This is a genomic window from Pseudomonas sp. SA233 (assembly GCF_054792385.1).
Map to the genome: position 1 here is coordinate 565,444 of NZ_CP096449.1, position 16,995 is coordinate 582,438.

Genomic DNA, 16,995 nt, shown 5'->3' on the forward strand with positions numbered 1-16,995 from the left:
AACGTTATGGCCCGTGGGGTTAACAAAGTCATTCTGGTCGGCACCTGTGGCCAGGATCCCGAAGTCCGCTACCTGCCCAACGGTAACGCCGTGACCAACCTGAGCCTGGCTACCAGCGAGCAGTGGACCGACAAGCAGTCGGGCCAGAAGGTCGAGCGTACCGAGTGGCACCGTGTGTCGCTGTTCGGCAAGGTTGCCGAAATCGCCGGCGAATATCTGCGCAAAGGTTCGCAGTGCTACATCGAAGGGAAGCTGCAGACCCGCGAGTGGGAAAAAGACGGCATCAAGCGCTACACCACCGAGATCATCGTCGACATCAACGGCACCATGCAGCTGCTCGGCGGTCGTCCGCAGAACCAGCAGCAGGGCGGTGATCCGTACAACCAGGGTGGCGGCAACTACGGTGGCGGCCAGCCGCAGCAGTACAACCAGGCCCCACGCCAGCAGGCCCCGCGCCCGCAACAGGCTCCTCAGCGCCCGGCCCCGCAGCAGCCAGCCCCGCAGCCGGCAGCTGACTTCGACAGCTTCGATGACGATATTCCGTTCTAGAGTCTACCTTAGACTTTTTTGTAAAGTTTACGTCTGGAGCCCCCGCACTGCGGGGGTTTCGCGTTTTTGGAAGTGTAAAATTTCGTTTGACAGTTTTTTGGTGTTCTGCAACCATGCAAAAACGTAAGGTTTTGGTGATCGCATGGACATTTCACTACGCAGGTTCAGGGGGTCAGACGGAGAGCGTTTTTCCGTCCTGGTGGATGAGCAGGGGATGCCTCTGTTCTATCAGACCTTGTTCTCCACTTGGGTGCTTCGGGCGCAGTCCCAGGCGGCCAATTCGATCACCAACGCTCTGAATGCATTGAAAGCACTCTCGGCCTGGGAAGCCCATGTGGGCATACGGCTGGAGTCGACCTTCTCGCAAGGCGAGCTACTGGATAACAACCAGATAAGAGATCTGTGCGATTTTCTTCAGCGTTCTCTGGATGTCGTTCCGGTCACGAAGATCACCCCGATTCGGCAGAAACCCAAAGTGGTTGACTCCAGTACCCACTACTTTCGGATCAGCACCGCAGCTCAGTACCTTAAGTTCCTGGCACACCGGGTAGCCCCTCACTTGGAGGATGCTGTGGTCAGCAAGATGGTCAGTACGATCAAAGCGCATCGACCAGGCAAACCTAAAAAATCTGATCCGGATAGAGATGAGATACACCTCACGGACGAAGTGGTGCAGGCAATTGAGGCTGCTCTGAGGCCAGACGCGGCTAACAATCCAGCTAAAGACAGCGGCGTTCAGCTTCGCAACGCCCTGATGTATTTCATTCTGAAGCTCACAGGCATCCGTCGTGGAGAGCTGCTTAATCTGAGAGTCGGGGATTTTGACTTCGGTAAAGGCACGATGGCCGTGGTGCGTCGGCCAGACTCCGATTTTGATGTCCGGAGGTATCAGCCTACGGCCAAGACACGCCCTCGGCGTCTGCGGATCACCCCGGCACTATTAGATAAAATTAGGCAATACGTCAAAGACGTACGGAGCAAGGTTCCGGGCGCTAAGAGACATGACTACCTCTTCGTAACTCATAAAGCAGGCCCAACTCAAGGAGCTCCAATGTCTATTGGAGCTTTCAGCAAGTGGATGGGGCAAATCTCGGAAATTGTAGAGGGGGCTGGCTTTCATGCCCATGCTCTTCGCCATAACTGGAACTACATTTTCTCAAAAATGGCTGAGGAGAAGGGGTTTAGCCCTGAAGAAGAAGAAAAGACTCGATCTTACTGGATGGGTTGGGATGAAACTTCCGGCACAGCCGGTACCTACAATCGTAGGCGCACGAAGGAACAAGCTCAACAAGCAGGTCTTGAGCTTCAAGAGCGTTATTACCAATCTGGTCGGGAGAGTAAATGAGAATGGATGCAGTAGAGCTGACAGGGGCATATGGTCTACGGCAGCCAAGCGATGAGGAATTCCTGTCTCGCGACGGATACCTAGTTAACCTTCTCGGGGAACGTTGGAAGCTGAGCAAAGACGTTGAGATACCGATTGGCGTTCTCTGCACCCTTTTTCCGGGGGATACCTATGTCTTCCGTCAGGTTTTGGCATTTTATGCCAGGCACAGCTCGCCTTCCCATGTAAAAAATATGTATGAGCGGCTTGCTCATTACGTCAGAGCTCTAAATGGCGCGAAACTGTTTTCCGTTGAGTCTATTCTTTCTTATCACGCCAGTTTGGATAAGCTGCAGAAATGGTATCTGTCGTCTGTTCGTGTGCTCATTCGTCAATGGGCTCGGCTAGGTTATCCTGGCATACCTGATGAAACTCTCACGCTGCTTGATAATCTCCGAATCAAGGGTAACGAGAAGGGGCGTGCTGTTCAGTCCCAATGTCCTGAAGAAGGGCCATTAACTGATGTTGAAATGCAGGGGATCGTCGAGTCTACGATTCACTGTTTTGCAACAAATATTTTGAGTCTCACCGAGACCTCTCTGATCATGATCCTTGCCATGACTGGGCGTAGACCAGGCCAAGTGTCGGCTTTAAAGCTCAAAGACCTGATTCCTAGAGGGGGTAAGTACTTTATCAATTTTCCTCGAGCTAAGCAGCGCCATATGGGATGGCGCTCTTCGTTCAAGAAGTTTGCGATAGTTGAAGATCTATGGTTGCTGCTGAAACAGCAGGCGGACTATGTGAGGATGCAGTTCTCAGGTTGCCTCGACTCGGCGGAGTGGGTAGGTGAGCTCCCTCTGTTCCCAAGTACCCCGTTTGACATATCGCTGTTGAAGGATCGGTCGGTACTTGAGTCTGATCGTCTTCATATTCCCTCGTATGAGGTTTACGTCATCGTTAAAGCTGCCGGTATCACGATGAACATAATAAGTGAACGCTCTGGACGGCCAATTCACCTAAACCCAAATCGCTTCCGATATACGCTTGGCACGAATTTGGCGTCTGAAGGCAAAGGCGTTTACGTCATCGCAGAAGCACTTGACCACTCCGATACCCAGAACGCCGGTGTGTACGTCAAGAACATCCCAGACATCGTGAGTCGGATCGACAAGGCTGTGGCTCTGGAGCTAGCCCCTTATGCCCAGGCCTTCAGGGGCGTTTTGATACCGTCTGAGAAACAGGCACGACGTGGCAATGACCCGGCGAGTCGTATCTCCAATGGAAACGGCAATGTTGGTAGCTGCGGAAGCCATGGCTTCTGTGGTGCTCTCGCGCCGCTTGCGTGCTACACCTGCGCACACTTCCAACCTTGGTTAGATGGGCCACATGAAGAGGTCTTGGATGGTTTGATCCAAGAGCGTGATCGGGTAGTCGAGCTTACTGGAGATCTAAAGGTCGCCTCTGCCAATGATCGGCTGATCTACGCAGTAAGCGATGTCATTCATCGTTGCCGAGTGGCGAAAGGAGGCCTCGAATAATGGCTGAGGTCTTGCTATTTACTCCCAAAGCAGAGCGTGACGCGAGAGGTAATCTCGAGGACTTCATTGAGATGTGTCGGGACAGGCTCACTGTTTTTGGTGAACATCTAGACTGGTACTCTAATGCCTGGCCGAAGGTGGGTAACTTCACCGTCAAGGGAGCCCCATCTAGAGGGTATCTTGAAGATCAAATCCTGAATGCTGATATCTTGCCATTTGCAAAAGCGTATGTCCGTTATCAGCAAGGGCTTAAGCCTGCTAAGCTAATAAATGAATTCAAGGCCATCCGCTGCATTGAACCCGCGCTTATCTCCGTGAAAGGCAAAGCGGACATCACGTTGACTGACACGACGGTGATGGATATTGCTGCTCAGTTCGCTAGGGAGTATGGCGCTACGGCCTACCAAGCGGGCTCGGCCCTAGCGATAATGGTCAAGTTTCTGAATGAAGCTAAGTTAGTTCCTAAACGTATAGAGTGGCGAAATCCTATCTCTAAACCGAAAGAGATCAATCGTACGGATCAAGAGACTCAGGGTAAGCGCGCCGACAAGCTTCCGGAAGACCTGCACCTTGATTTCATGGCCGAGATGTTCGCGAATGATCTCCAATTTGCTCGTGACCGGTTCACGACATCGATTTTTGGATTGCTGATGTCGGCTCCGTCAAGGATCAGTGAAGTTCAAAAGCTGCCTCTAGCTGTTTTCCATGATGATGTAGACTCCCAAGGGATTGACCGTCTGGGGCTTCGTTTCTTCGCTGGTAAAAACGGTGGCTGGGATATCAAGTATATTCCCACCTGTTTTGTGGACGTCGCAAAGGAAGCGGTTCGTCGGCTTACCGATCTATCTGCTGAAGGACGGAGATTGGCACGGTGGTACGAAGAGAACCCATCCAAGTTCTATCGTCATGAAGAATGTCCAAGCGTTGGAGAGCATGCGCCGCTATCAGACGAACAGGTATGCTTGGCGCTAGGGTTGGGGTGGAATGGTAATAAGAGCCTTATCCATCAATATTTCAAAAATTACTCTCCTTACGAAGAGTACAAAAAATCCAAGAAGCCGCTCACTCTGGCATTCCTGAACGCATACTGTCACTCGGTGTTGCCAGATGACTTCCCCTACATTGATAACGAAAGGGGGCTTAAGTTTTCGGAAGCATTGTGTTGCTATCGAGCGCATGAATTTAGATCGGATCTGCATACCAGCCGTGTGAGGCTCTGGGCTCCGGGCAAGAGCCTTTTCACAACCGACCTGAATTACATCGATGGTCAGGAGCGAAGCATCTGGACGCGTCATGGTTACAAAAATCCAGATGGGTCGGAAATAACCATGACATCCCACCAGGTGCGGCACCTGCTGAACACGGCGGCACAGCGAGGAAACTTAGGCCAGCTTGATATTGCTAAATGGTCTGGGCGGGCGAACATCCATCAGAATGCTGTCTACAACCACATGTCTGAGGAGGAGTACGTCAAGCTTTCCGAGAATGCTCTGCCTGACGGCGTTTTGGACAAAGTGAAGACAAACGCCCCGGTTACTTTGGCAGACCTGGACGCTGAGGGTGATGCCATCGCTCACGTCACTATCTACGGCTTCTGCGTTCACGATTACACGATGCTGCCATGCCAAAAGCATCGGGATTGCTTGAACTGCACCGAGCATGCCTGCATCAAGGGAGATGCGGAAAAGCTGGGGCGACTCAAGGAGGAGCGCCGCTTGACCCGAACGCAACTGGAGAAGGCGAAGGCTGCAGATGACGCTGGATATTTCGGTGCTGATCGGTGGAGCCAGCATCAACTCAAAACCTTGGAGCGTCTTGAGCAACTCATCGACATTATGGAAAACCCAGACGTGCGAGATGGGAGCGTCATCATGCTCAACAATGACCAGGAGTACAGCCCATTAAAGCGCGAGCTCGCAGCTCGCCAATCGACGATTCAGCTGCCAGAGCCTCCTCCTGAAATGCCTCTTCTGGACTTTGTGATGGATGATTTCTAACGATGGCCAGACACCTTACGGAACACGACACTCGCGTACTGATTGACTTCATCGATGCCTGGGAAGGAAAGCTCACATGGGATGGGCTATGCGACGCAGCGCGTGAAGTATTTGGTTTTCGCCCGACGAGGCAGACGCTGAACACTCACCAGGCGATTAAGTCGGCGTTTCTCGCGAAAAAGAAGCACTTGAAAACCGGAGTGTTGCCTTCCAAGCGCCCGGTCAGTCTTTCCATGGCTGAGCAAAGAATTCGGAAGCTTGAAGGAGAGGTTGAACGCTACAAATTTGAGAATGAACAACTGATCGAACAGTTCATTCGCTGGCAGTACAACGCTCAAAAACGGGGTGTATCGAAGGCCATGCTCGACGAACACCTTCCTGTAATCGACCGTGACTCCTCGGAGAAGAAGCGCTGATGGCGAATGGGCAGCAGAGGGCAGGGGAAAACCTCGTGGCGTTCAGGGCATGGGCCCAGTCGAAGTCAGATGATGATTTTCGAGAGTACGTGTATCGAGGTCAGCTTAAGCGCGCTGAGATATTTGCGGAATGCGGATTTGGTCGCAGTGCTTTGGCCCAGAATCCGGCTATCAGAGCCGAGTTGGAAGAGTTGGAGGACGCTTTGCGTAAGCGTGGCGTTCTTCCAGCCGCTGGCGTAGGGGCCGGTACCGGGGCAGAAAAACTGGCCACAAGAGATACCCAATCAAAGCAGCGAAGGCAGGACGGCCAACGTCTCAATAGCCTCGAGCAAGAAAACGCTGCCCTACGAGCCGAACTTGGCAAGGCCAAATCGATGCTGGAGAGCTGCAAGCTAATGGCCGCATTTCTCGACGAGACAGGACGGATGCCGAGATGAATATTCAGCCCCCTTCGTTGCTCAGCATCACTGTGCGGGTAACCCGTATTCGTTCTGCAAATCGTAAGGGCTGCATCGCCTTTGGGCACCGGGTAGATGTTGAGTCAGGCCTCAACGATAGGTCGACAGCCATCGTCATTGCGGTTCCTGCTAGCACGGCCCCAAGCTCGCTGGTCGAGGTTGGGGGGATCTACGAAGTCTACGGTGAAAGTAGTGTTGTGCACCGTGAACACTCCGGCTTCAAAGTTTCGGAAATTCAGGTCGACGCTCAAGACATTCGACTGGTTCGGCCGAGTGGTAGCCAGCTAATCCAATGGCTCGCGGACAATGCGCCAGGTGTTGGTGAAGTCAAAGCGACCAAGCTTTGGGACGCCCTCCAGGAAGCTTTGTACGACATCCTGGATAACTCGAACCATGATGCAATCAGCAAGATCATCCCATCTGATAGCGTTCGTACTGACCTGTTTGCTGCCTGGCTCGAGAATGGCGATGCCAAGACACTGCGCTTTGTTCAGGACAAGGGCATTCCCCTTGATCTGGCCCGCAAGGCCATCAAGTTCCACAAGGGCAACACCATCTCCGCTTTGCAAGACGACCCATACCGTTTGCTGAGTTTTTGCGGTAGTTGGGGGGAGGTCGACAGGATCGCGCGCGAGCGTTTCTCCGTTCGACTTGATGACCCTCGACGCTTGAGAGCGGCCATGGAGGAAGCACTCTATCGTGCTGCCGAGAAGGGGCACACCTGCGCGACCATCTCTGATCTCCATCAGACAGTCAGCAGGCTGCTGGCACCACATCCTGCACCTACCGCTGCATTAGCTAAGGCTTTGCTGCAAGGCAAGTCGACTGGTCAGTTCATCGTACGTAATACCGCAAGCGGCGACGTGATGCTCCATGCGCCGGGTACGTACATCATGGAGCGAAGCTGTGCTGAATTCATCTTGTCGTTACTGCGAGAGCCGGTATTACAGCAGCCCCTGTTCCCGACTGATGTAGCCAGCGTAATCGCTGACTTTGAGCGGTCAGAGCGCGATCATCTGAAGCTCAACACTTTTGCACTGAACGACGCTCAGCGTGTAGCCGTGAATACATCATTCACCAATCGGTTCAGCATCATCACTGGTGGTGCCGGCGTTGGCAAAACAACTGTCCTCAAAGCTCTGTATAAGGCGTTGGATAGGCTTGGCAAACCTAGGTTTCAAATGGCTCTGTCGGGGCGTGCGGCTGCTCGTATGACCGAGGCGACACAAGAGTCAGCGACAACCATTGCTGGCTTCCTTCGAAACGCGACAGAAGATGACATGGGCGAGTCCCCGGTCGTCATCATTGACGAAGCTTCGATGCTGGATGTCGTGACGTTCTACAAGCTCACGCAGAAGCTACCAAGCGGAACCCACCTAGTGCTCGTTGGTGACCCATTCCAGCTCCCGCCGATTGGTGCGGGCTTGGTCTTCCACGTGCTTTGCCAGCTCGCGGCCATCCCTGTAACTCGCCTGACAGAAGTGAAGCGTCAAGCAAAGGGCTCTGAGATCCCAGCCGCAGCAAGCGCGATCAGAGAGGGAGAGTGGCCTGGCTTCAGTTCTGCAGAGGGGGCGGAGGTGGTGTTCTTACCGTGCCCAGAGACCGAAATCATCTCTGAAACGATGCGTCTCTACGAAATGGACAAAGACAACACCCAGATCTTGGCTGCTACTCGTTCAAGCCCTTATGCGGGGGTCGAGACTATCAACCGGCTGTGCCACCTTCGCTATGTGGCAAGTGCGCGCCCGCTCCTGGCGACAAGCGAGGATACGGGCGCAGTGGAGCAGACAGGGTTCTGTGAAGGGGACTTGCTCATCTACACGGCAAATGATTGGGGGCGGAATTTGCAAAATGGTCGGCTAGGCCGGCTGTTGACAGTCTTCAATGAGCCGATCAAGGTCAACACAGGTACCGAGGAAAAGCCCGTTTGGCGTTTAGCGCTGGCCCAAGCGGACTTCGAAGGGGCTCGGCATTACCTGTTTGAGTCGGACATAGATCTCATCCAGCACGCGTATGCGATCACTGTTCACAAGAGCCAAGGTTCTCAGTTCCGACGAGTAATCATCCCCGTCGTGAAATCCAAGGTGCTGGATCGCACGTTCGTCTACACCGCGCTGACCAGGGCCCAGGTTCAGGTCATATTTATCGGCGATGCCGAAGCAGTGAGGGAAGCGATTACTCTCCCTCCACGTGCGTTCTCTCGCCAGGTGGGCCTCAAGGCCATGCTTCAAGACGCTCTTGAGACCCTTCCACGGGCTGCCTAACCAAGCGTTGGGCGGATGAGTGCCTACGGCAGTTGAAAGGGGTAAATGTAAGGTTTTGCCCCGCTGATACGTAAAAACCTTACGAAATTCTTTACGTTTCTATCTATCTCTTCATGTTAAATGGCCATCCAGGCCCCGTCAGTCCGTCGATTCACTCACTCACTCAGTGGCTGGTAACTGAAAAGAGGTCGGCATTACCGTTCTGATCCAAGCCGTTAAGCAGCTGGCAAAAAACCAAAAACCCAAGGCAGATGTCTTGGGTTTTTTTATGGGCGGTGCCGCGTACCTTTTTGTGGGCGGGTTTGCCCGAGAATGAATTGGTACCGACTGCCACTCCAGTAGCGAGCCTGATCAATAGAACAACCGCGGCTCCGGCGAGTCCAGCAAGCTGACCAGCTTGGTCAGGGCAAAGCCCAACTCCTGACGGCTGGGGGCCATCAAGGCGATGCGCACGCCGCAGCTGGCGTGGCTGCGCTCTGGCAGGAACTGGCTGCCACTGACTACAGTGACGCCGTTGTTACGCGCCAGGTTGGCGAATTCGTCGCTGGTCCACGGCTCGGGCAACTCCAGCCAGATGTGGAAGCTGTTGGGCTGGCTGCGGATCTTGTACTTGCCAAGGATCTCCTGGGCCATTTGCTGGCGCGCGGCCGCCTCTTCCTGTTGTTCTCGAACCAACTGGTCGGCCATGCCGCTGTTGATCAGGTTGCTGGCCAGTTGTGCCATCAACGGCGATGGCATCCAGACGCTGCTGCGTACCATCGACGATAGCCGCGAGAGAGTTTGCGGTGGGGCGTACAGGTAACCGATACGCAGCGCCGGCAGCACACTTTTGGACAGGCTGGTGAGATACACCGAACGTTCTGGCGCATACGCCGCCAGTGGCTGGTAATCCGGTGCGGGTTCAAGGAAGCCGTAGATATCGTCATCGACGATGAACAGGTCGAACTCGCGGGCGATCTCTGCGATGGCCTGGCGCCGTGCGTGGGGCATGATCGAGTTGGTGGGGTTCTGGTGGGTGGTGACACACACCAGCAGGGAAGGGCGATGCTCCAGGCAGGCCGCGCGCAATGCCTCGGGAATAAGGCCATGCTCGTCCATGGCCACGCCACGCAGGCGGCGGCCCATGCTGTGGGCCAGGGAGATGATGCCTGGGTAGCAGAACGATTCGCACAGCACCACATCGTCGCTCTTCGACAGGCTGCTGATGGCCACCAATAGTCCATGCTGCGCGCCAGAGGTCAGTACAACCTGTTGCCAGCGCGCATCAGGCAGCCAGCGCCGAATCCAGTCTGCACCTGCTTGTTTGTGGGAGGTGTGACCACCTTCTGTCACATAGTCGAGTACCTGTCGCAGGTCCGCAGAGGTGGCCAGCTCGCTGATCGCCGTACCCAGCCACTCACTCATGTGGGCGTCGTTGGGTTTGATGATCGAGAGATCGATCTGGCTGCTTTCGCCAGTAACTGGTGTAGGCACCGACGGGGCGGATAACCGCTGTCGCAACTGCCTGACAAATGTGCCACGGCCTACCTCTCCAACCACCAGGCCGCGCTTGGCGGCTTCGTCGTAGGCTCTTCCAACGGTGCCGGGGGTTACATTCAGTGCCTCGGCAAGGTCTTTGAGGGTGGGCAAACGATCGCCTGCTGCAAGCCGACCACTTTCGATGTCCTGTTCAAGGGCATTAGCGATCATCAGGTAAACCGGCTGGGTTTGATCGCCGTATTGAGGGACCCACATGGAAATGGCACCAGATTCTGCAATTGCGCGCAGCCTAACATGAAAGCCAAGATGCGGGTAATGATGGCAATCTTCGCCATTGAGTCGATTTAATTCGATATTGTATCGATTCAATTTTTGTAATTACAATCATCGCGCTGATTGGGACATGCACACTTGCGTTGTGCTTGGCAGGACACTCCACTGGATGGACTTCGCTATGGAAATTCTGGGCGCTTTCTGGGCGGAACACTGGTTGCTGGCGGTGCTCATGCTTGGGGCTATCGCTTTCGTTGCCGGCTTCGTAGACAGCATTGCCGGTGGCGGCGGGTTGTTCCTGGTGCCGGGCTTTCTGCTGGTCGGTATGCCGCCGCAGGTTGCCCTCGGCCAGGAAAAACTGGTCAGTACCCTTGGCACACTGGCAGCCATTCGCAACTTCCTGGCCAATAGCAAGATGGTCTGGCAGGTGGCGCTGGTCGGCGTGCCATTCTCGTTGCTCGGTGCCTACCTGGGAGCGCACCTGATCGTCTCGATCTCCCAGGAAGCTGTGGGCAAGATCATCCTGGCGCTGATCCCCTTCGGCATCCTCATCTTCCTCACCCCCAAGGACCGCTTGGTCGAGGAGCGCGAACTGTCATCGCGCATGCTCTTCACCTTGGTGCCGCTGACCTGCCTGGCCATCGGCTTCTACGACGGCTTCTTCGGCCCGGGTACCGGCAGCATGTTCATCATCGCGTTCCACTACCTGCTGCGCATGGACCTGGTTTCCAGCTCGGCCAATTCAAAAACCTTCAACTTCGCATCCAACATCGGCGCTTTGGTGGCCTTCGTCATTGCCGGCAAGGTCGTCTACCTGCTGGCGTTGCCGCTGGTGGCCTGCAACATCCTCGGTAACCACCTGGGCAGCGCACTGGCCCTGCGCAAGGGCAACGAAGTGGTGCGCAAGGCGCTGGTGTTCTCGATGCTCTGCCTGTTCACCAGCCTGGGCGTGAAGTACCTGGCCTGACCCTTCCATAGGAGACAACTGATGAAAACCGCATTCGTAACCGGCGCCTCCTCGGGCTTTGGCCGCGCCATCTGCCGTACCTTGATCGGCAAAGGCTACCGCGTGATCGGTGGCGCCCGGCGCATGGACAAGCTGCAAGCGCTGGCTGCCGAGCTGGGCGTCAATTTCATTCCGCTGGCGCTGGATGTCACCGACCCGGTGTCGCTCGAGAAGGCGGTCGAGCAGATTACTGATGCGTCACTGCAGATCGACCTGCTGGTCAATAATGCCGGGCTGGCGCTGGGCGTGGACCGTGCCCAGGCCAGTAGTGCGGGAAACTGGCAGCGGATGATCGACACCAACATCACTGGCCTGGCCATGGTCACCCACAAGATCCTGCCGCAGATGGTGGAAGCTGACAGCGGCATGATCATCAATATCGGCTCGATCGCCGGCACCTATCCATACCCGGGCGGTAACGTGTATGGCGCCAGCAAGGCCTTCGTTCGCCAGTTCAGCCTCAACCTGCGCGCCGATCTGGCGGGCACCCGCGTTCGAGTGAGCAACATCGAGCCTGGGCTGTGCTCGGGGACCGATTTCTCGGTGGTGCGCCTGAACGGTGATCTGGATGCCGTGCAGGCGCTGTATCGGGACGTGGAGGCCATCCTGCCCGAGGACATCGCGGCCACGGTGGCCTGGATTGCCGAGCAGCCGGCGCATGTGAACATCAATACCATCGAGATCATGCCGGTGGCCCAGAGCAGTGCGGCGCTGAACGTGGTGCGCAACCTGCCGCTTTGCTGATCGGCCGGTGGTGGATGGCACCGGCGTTGCCGGTGTTCGCGGGCACGCTCGCTCCCACAGGAATAGCGCCCTGCTTCGGGCATGTGCAGTAACTGCGGGAGCGGGTTCACCCGCGAATCAGGCAGCACAGCGCCTTCAGCTGACCCATGTCATCGCACCTTCTCGATTCTTGGCTAGTCTTAACTGTTGGCGGCCATCAATTGGCCGCCACCGTGACTACCAAGAGGCGCCGGCCATGTTCCGTGCGTCCACCACCTGATCAGGAGTGCACGATGGACCTGAACCGTCGGCAGTTCTTCAAGGTCGCCGCCGTCGGCCTTGGAGGCTCGAGCCTTGCGGCGTTGGGCATGGCCCCGACACCAGCATTTGCCGAGCAGGTGCGTCACTTCAAGCTGGCGCATACCAAAGAAACCCGTAACACCTGCCCTTACTGCTCGGTCGGCTGCGGCCTGATCATGTACAGCCAGGGCGATGCGGGCAAGAACGTCAAACAGAACATCATCCATATCGAAGGTGATGCCGACCACCCGGTCAACCGCGGCACCCTCTGCCCGAAAGGTGCCGGCCTGCTGGACTTCATCCACAGCCCGAGCCGCCTGCAATACCCCGAGGTACGCAAGCCGGGCAGCAAGGAGTGGGTGCGGGTCAGCTGGGACGAGGCGCTCGATCGCGTCGCCGACCTGATGAAGCAGGACCGCGACGCCAACTTCATCGAAAAGAACGCCCAGGGGCAAACGGTCAACCGCTGGCTTACCACCGGTTTTCTTGCTGCTTCCGCCGCCTCCAGCGAGGCCGGCTACCTGACCCACAAGGTCATCCGCGCAACAGGCATGCTGGGGTTCGATAACCAGGCTCGTGTCTGACATGGCCCGACGGTGGCAAGTCTTGCCCCGACGTACGGCCGTGGCGCCATGACCAACCACTGGTCCGATATCGCCAATGCGAATCTGGTCCTGGTGATGGGTGGCAACGCAGCAGAAGCGCATCCGTGCGGCTTCAAGTGGGTGACCGAGGCCAAGGCGCACAACAAGGCGCGGCTGATCGTGGTCGACCCGCGGTTTACCCGTACCGCTTCGGTGGCGGACTACTACGCACCGATCCGTACCGGTACCGACATCGCCTTCATGGGCGGGCTGATCAATTACCTGCTGAGCAACGACAAGATCCAGCACGAGTACGTGCGCAACTACACCGACGTGTCGTTCATCGTCAAAGAGAACTATGGCTTCGAGGATGGCCTGTTCAGCGGCTACGACGAGGCCAAGCGCGTGTATGCCGACAAGTCCGGCTGGGGTTACGAGCTGGGTGCAGACGGCTTTGCCAAGGTTGACCCGACGCTGCAGCACCCGCGCTGCGTGTTCCAGCTGATGAAGCAGCACTACAGCCGCTATACACCGGAACTGGCAAGCATGACCTGTGGCATGCCGCAGGACGCCATGTTGAAGATCTGGGAAGAGATCGCCACCTGCTCGGTACCGGGCAAGACCATGACGATCCTCTACGCGCTGGGCTGGACGCAGCACTCGATCGGTGCGCAGATCATCCGCAGTGCGGCCATGGTGCAGTTGCTGCTGGGCAACGTCGGCATGCCGGGTGGCGGGGTCAACGCCTTGCGCGGGCACTCCAACATCCAGGGCCTGACCGACCTCGGCCTGCTGTCCAACTCGTTGCCGGGTTACTTGACCCTTGCCGGCGATGCCGAGCAGGACTATGCCGCCTATATCGACAAGCGCGCCTCCAAGCCACTGCGTCCTGGCCAACTGTCGTACTGGCAGAACTACGGCAAGTTCCATGTCAGCCTGATGAAGGCGTGGTACGGCGCCAATGCCACGGCGGAGAACAACTGGGGCTACGACTGGCTGCCCAAGCTTGATGTGCCGGCCTACGACGTGCTGCGCATGTTCGAGATGATGAGCCAGGGCAAGGTAAACGGCTACATGTGCCAAGGTTTCAACCCGATTGCCGCGCTGCCGGACAAGAACCGTGTCACTGCCGCCCTGAGCAAACTCAAGTGGCTGGTGATCATGGACCCGCTGGCCACCGAGACCTCGGAGTTCTGGCGCAACGCCGGGCCGTTCAACGATGTCGACACGGCCAACATCCAGACCGAAGTGATCCGCCTGCCCACCACCTGCTTCGCCGAGGAAGACGGCTCGCTGGTCAACAGCAGCCGCTGGCTGCAGTGGCACTGGAAGGGCGCCGACGGCCCGGGCGAGACCCGCACCGACGTTCACATCATGAGCGAGCTGTTCCTGCGCCTGCGCCGACGCTACCAGGCCGAAGGCGGCGCCTATCCTGACGCGCTGATGAACATCAACTGGCCATACAAGGTCCCTGAAGAGCCATCCCCGGAGGAGCTGGCCAAGGAAATGAACGGCTGGGCGGTGACGGACGTCACCGATCCGACTGGCGCAGTGCTCAAGGCCGGCCAGCAACTGGCGGGCTTTGGCCAGCTCAAGGACGACGGCAGCACTGCGTCCGGTTGCTGGATCTTCGCCGGCAGCTGGACCGAGCAGGGTAACCAGATGGCTCGCCGTGACAACAGCGACCCGTACGGCATGCACCAGGTGCAGAACTGGGCCTGGGCCTGGCCGGCCAACCGCCGCATCCTCTACAACCGTGCCTCCAGCGACCCGCAAGGCAAGCCGTGGGACCCGGAGAAGAAGCGCCTGGTGTGGTGGAACGGCAAGGCCTGGACCGGCACCGACGTGCCCGACTTCAAGGTCGACTCGCCGCCCGAGGCGGGGATGAACCCGTTCATCATGAACCCCGAAGGCGTGGCGCGGTTCTTTGCCATCGACAAGATGGCCGAAGGCCCGTTCCCCGAGCACTACGAGCCGTTCGAGACGCCGATTGGCATCAACCCGCTGCACCCGCAGAACAAGAAGGCCACCAGCAACCCGGCCGGGCGGGTGTTCGACTCGGTGTGGGACACCCTCGGCAAGCACGACGAGTTCCCGTACGCGGCGACCACGTACAGGCTGACCGAGCACTTCCACTTCTGGAGCAAGCATTGCCGGCTCAACGCCATTGCCCAGCCCGAGCAGTTCGTCGAAATCGGCGAGGTGCTGGCCAACGAGAAAGGTATCAAGGCCGGTGACCGGGTGCGGGTATCGAGCAAGCGCGGGCATATCGATGCGGTGGCGGTAGTGACCAAGCGGATTCGCCCGCTCCAGGTCAACAACCAGACCGTGCACCAGATCGGCATCCCGCTGCACTGGGGCTTCACCGGGGCTACGCGGCATGGCTACCTGACCAACACCCTGGTGCCTTTCCTGGGTGACGGCAATACCCAGACGCCAGAGTCCAAGTCGTTCCTCGTCAAAGTGGAGAAACTCTGATGGCCAGCCAAGACATCATCGCCCGCTCGGCCACCACCACCGTACCGCCTTCGGTACGCCAGCAGCAGGAAGTCGCCAAGCTGATCGACACCACCAAGTGCATCGGCTGCAAGGCTTGCCAGGTGGCGTGTTCGGAGTGGAACGAACTGCGTGACGAGGTCGGCCACAACTACGGCACCTACGACAACCCCCAGGACCTCACCGCCGAGACCTGGACCCTGATGCGCTTCACCGAGCACGAGCGCGACGACGGCAACCTGGAGTGGCTGATTCGCAAGGATGGCTGCATGCACTGCGCCGAGCCAGGTTGCCTGAAGGCGTGCCCGAGCCCGGGAGCGATCATCAAGCACGCCAACGGCATCGTCGACTTCAACCAGGACCACTGCATCGGTTGTGGGTACTGCATCACCGGTTGCCCGTTCAATATCCCGCGTATTTCGCAGAAGGACCACAAGGCGTACAAGTGCACCCTGTGTTCCGACCGCGTGACCGTGGGCCTGGAGCCGGCCTGCGTGAAAACCTGCCCGACCGGGGCGATCGTGTTCGGCACCAAGGATGAGATGAAGGTGCATGCTGCCGAGCGCATCGTCGATCTCAAGTCGCGAGGTTACGACAAGGCGGGGCTGTACGACCCGGACGGCGTCGGTGGCACCCACGTGATGTATGTGCTGCACCATGCCGACACGCCGAAGCTGTACGCCGGCCTGCCGGACCAGCCGGTGATCAGCCCGCTGGTGGGGCTGTGGAAGGGCTTTACCAAGCCGCTGGCGCTGCTGGCCATGGGGGCTGCGGTGCTGGCCGGGTTCTTCCACTATGTGCGGGTGGGGCCACAGCGGGTGGAGGAGGACGAACACCCGACACCCGCGGATGAAAGCGTGCACCAGGTGGACCCGTCGGTCCATGTCTATGATCCGACCAAGCCCGGTGGGCAAGGGGAGCAGCGACCATGAACGACAACAAACCCATCCTGCGCTACAACGCCAACGAGCGCAGTAACCACTGGGTCGTCGCGATCCTGTTCATCCTGGCTGGCCTGTCGGGGCTGGCGCTGTTCCATCCGGCGCTGTTCTGGCTCAGCAACCTATTCGGCGGTGGCCCGTGGACACGCATCCTGCACCCCTTCCTCGGGGTGGCGATGTTCGTGTTCTTCCTCGGCCTGGTGCTGCGTTTCTGGCGCGCCAATTTCATCACTGCCAATGACCGACTGTGGCTGCGCCGGGTGGACCGGGTGATGCTCAACAAGGAGGAGGGTGTGCCACCGATCGGCAAGTACAACGCCGGGCAGAAGCTGTTGTTCTGGACCCTGCTGGTGTGCATGCTGGTTCTGCTGGTCAGCGGCGTGGTGATCTGGCGCGCATACTTCAGCCATTTGTTCGGCATCGAGGTCATTCGCCTGTCTGCGCTGCTCCACGCCCTGGCGGCGTTCGTGCTGATCCTCAGCATCATCGTGCACATCTACGCCGGTATCTGGATCAAGGGCTCGATCGGCGCCATGCTGCATGGCTGGGTCAGCCGCGCCTGGGCGCGCAAGCACCATGAGTTGTGGTACCGCGAAGTGACTGGTGACAAGACGCCGGGCAATCACGGACGAAAAGAAGGATGAGCG

At 57.6% G+C, this 16,995-nt stretch carries 13 protein-coding genes; 12 read left to right on the plus strand and 1 reads right to left on the minus strand.

Features of this window, described 5'->3' with window-relative positions:
- Positions 1 to 6: 6 nt before the first annotated feature.
- The 7 genes from M1D87_RS02620 to M1D87_RS02650 all read left to right on the plus strand — a co-directional run bounded on the left by M1D87_RS02620 (position 7) and on the right by M1D87_RS02650 (position 8,546).
- Positions 7 to 549: a single-stranded DNA-binding protein gene (locus M1D87_RS02620; RefSeq protein WP_013970644.1), complete on the plus strand. Its 543-nt coding sequence runs from the start codon at positions 7 to 9 to the stop codon at positions 547 to 549.
- Between the two features lie 214 nt (positions 550 to 763).
- Complete coding sequence (locus tag M1D87_RS02625; RefSeq protein ID WP_236166304.1) at positions 764 to 1,894, plus strand: tyrosine-type recombinase/integrase; 1,131 nt, start codon at positions 764 to 766, stop codon at positions 1,892 to 1,894.
- 2 nt (positions 1,895 to 1,896) lie between these two features.
- On the plus strand, positions 1,897 to 3,411 hold the full coding sequence (locus M1D87_RS02630; protein ID WP_421091693.1) for a site-specific integrase: 1,515 nt from the start codon (positions 1,897 to 1,899) through the stop codon (positions 3,409 to 3,411).
- On the plus strand, positions 3,411 to 5,408 hold the full coding sequence (locus M1D87_RS02635) for an integrase (RefSeq protein ID WP_421091692.1): 1,998 nt from the start codon (positions 3,411 to 3,413) through the stop codon (positions 5,406 to 5,408). The genes M1D87_RS02630 and M1D87_RS02635 overlap by 1 nt, the downstream gene beginning before the upstream one ends.
- A gap of 2 nt (positions 5,409 to 5,410) precedes the next feature.
- Entirely contained in the window at positions 5,411 to 5,824 is a 414-nt protein-coding gene (locus M1D87_RS02640; RefSeq protein ID WP_236166302.1) for a hypothetical protein, read from the plus strand.
- The gene (locus tag M1D87_RS02645; protein WP_236166301.1) at positions 5,824 to 6,261 is read left to right on the plus strand and encodes a VPA1267 family protein; all 438 of its coding nucleotides are present in this window, start codon (positions 5,824 to 5,826) and stop codon (positions 6,259 to 6,261) included. Before M1D87_RS02640 ends, M1D87_RS02645 begins: the two co-directional genes overlap by 1 nt.
- Positions 6,258 to 8,546, plus strand: a complete 2,289-nt coding sequence (locus M1D87_RS02650; RefSeq protein WP_236166300.1) for an ATP-dependent DNA helicase — start codon at positions 6,258 to 6,260, stop codon at positions 8,544 to 8,546. The genes M1D87_RS02645 and M1D87_RS02650 overlap by 4 nt, the downstream gene beginning before the upstream one ends.
- 351 nt (positions 8,547 to 8,897) lie before the next feature.
- Here M1D87_RS02650 and M1D87_RS02655 read toward each other — a convergent pair whose 3' ends face one another.
- Positions 8,898 to 10,280, minus strand: coding sequence for an aminotransferase-like domain-containing protein (locus M1D87_RS02655; protein WP_123085764.1), 1,383 nt, complete (start codon positions 10,278 to 10,280; stop codon positions 8,898 to 8,900).
- A 199-nt stretch (positions 10,281 to 10,479) separates the two neighbouring features.
- Between M1D87_RS02655 and M1D87_RS02660 the strand changes: the two genes are divergently transcribed.
- The 5 genes from M1D87_RS02660 to M1D87_RS02680 all read left to right on the plus strand — a co-directional run bounded on the left by M1D87_RS02660 (position 10,480) and on the right by M1D87_RS02680 (position 16,992).
- Entirely contained in the window at positions 10,480 to 11,265 is a 786-nt protein-coding gene (locus tag M1D87_RS02660) for a TSUP family transporter (RefSeq protein ID WP_102083516.1), read from the plus strand.
- A 21-nt stretch (positions 11,266 to 11,286) separates the two neighbouring features.
- Positions 11,287 to 12,048: an SDR family NAD(P)-dependent oxidoreductase gene (locus M1D87_RS02665; RefSeq protein ID WP_102083506.1), complete on the plus strand. Its 762-nt coding sequence runs from the start codon at positions 11,287 to 11,289 to the stop codon at positions 12,046 to 12,048.
- 272 nt (positions 12,049 to 12,320) lie between these two features.
- On the plus strand, positions 12,321 to 15,389 hold the full coding sequence (gene fdnG / locus M1D87_RS02670; RefSeq protein WP_148043881.1) for a formate dehydrogenase-N subunit alpha: 3,069 nt from the start codon (positions 12,321 to 12,323) through the stop codon (positions 15,387 to 15,389).
- Positions 15,389 to 16,339: a formate dehydrogenase subunit beta gene (gene fdxH, locus M1D87_RS02675; RefSeq protein ID WP_061551342.1), complete on the plus strand. Its 951-nt coding sequence runs from the start codon at positions 15,389 to 15,391 to the stop codon at positions 16,337 to 16,339. Before fdnG ends, fdxH begins: the two co-directional genes overlap by 1 nt.
- The gene (locus tag M1D87_RS02680; protein WP_013970651.1) at positions 16,336 to 16,992 is read left to right on the plus strand and encodes a formate dehydrogenase subunit gamma; all 657 of its coding nucleotides are present in this window, start codon (positions 16,336 to 16,338) and stop codon (positions 16,990 to 16,992) included. Before fdxH ends, M1D87_RS02680 begins: the two co-directional genes overlap by 4 nt.
- Positions 16,993 to 16,995 lie beyond the last annotated feature (3 nt).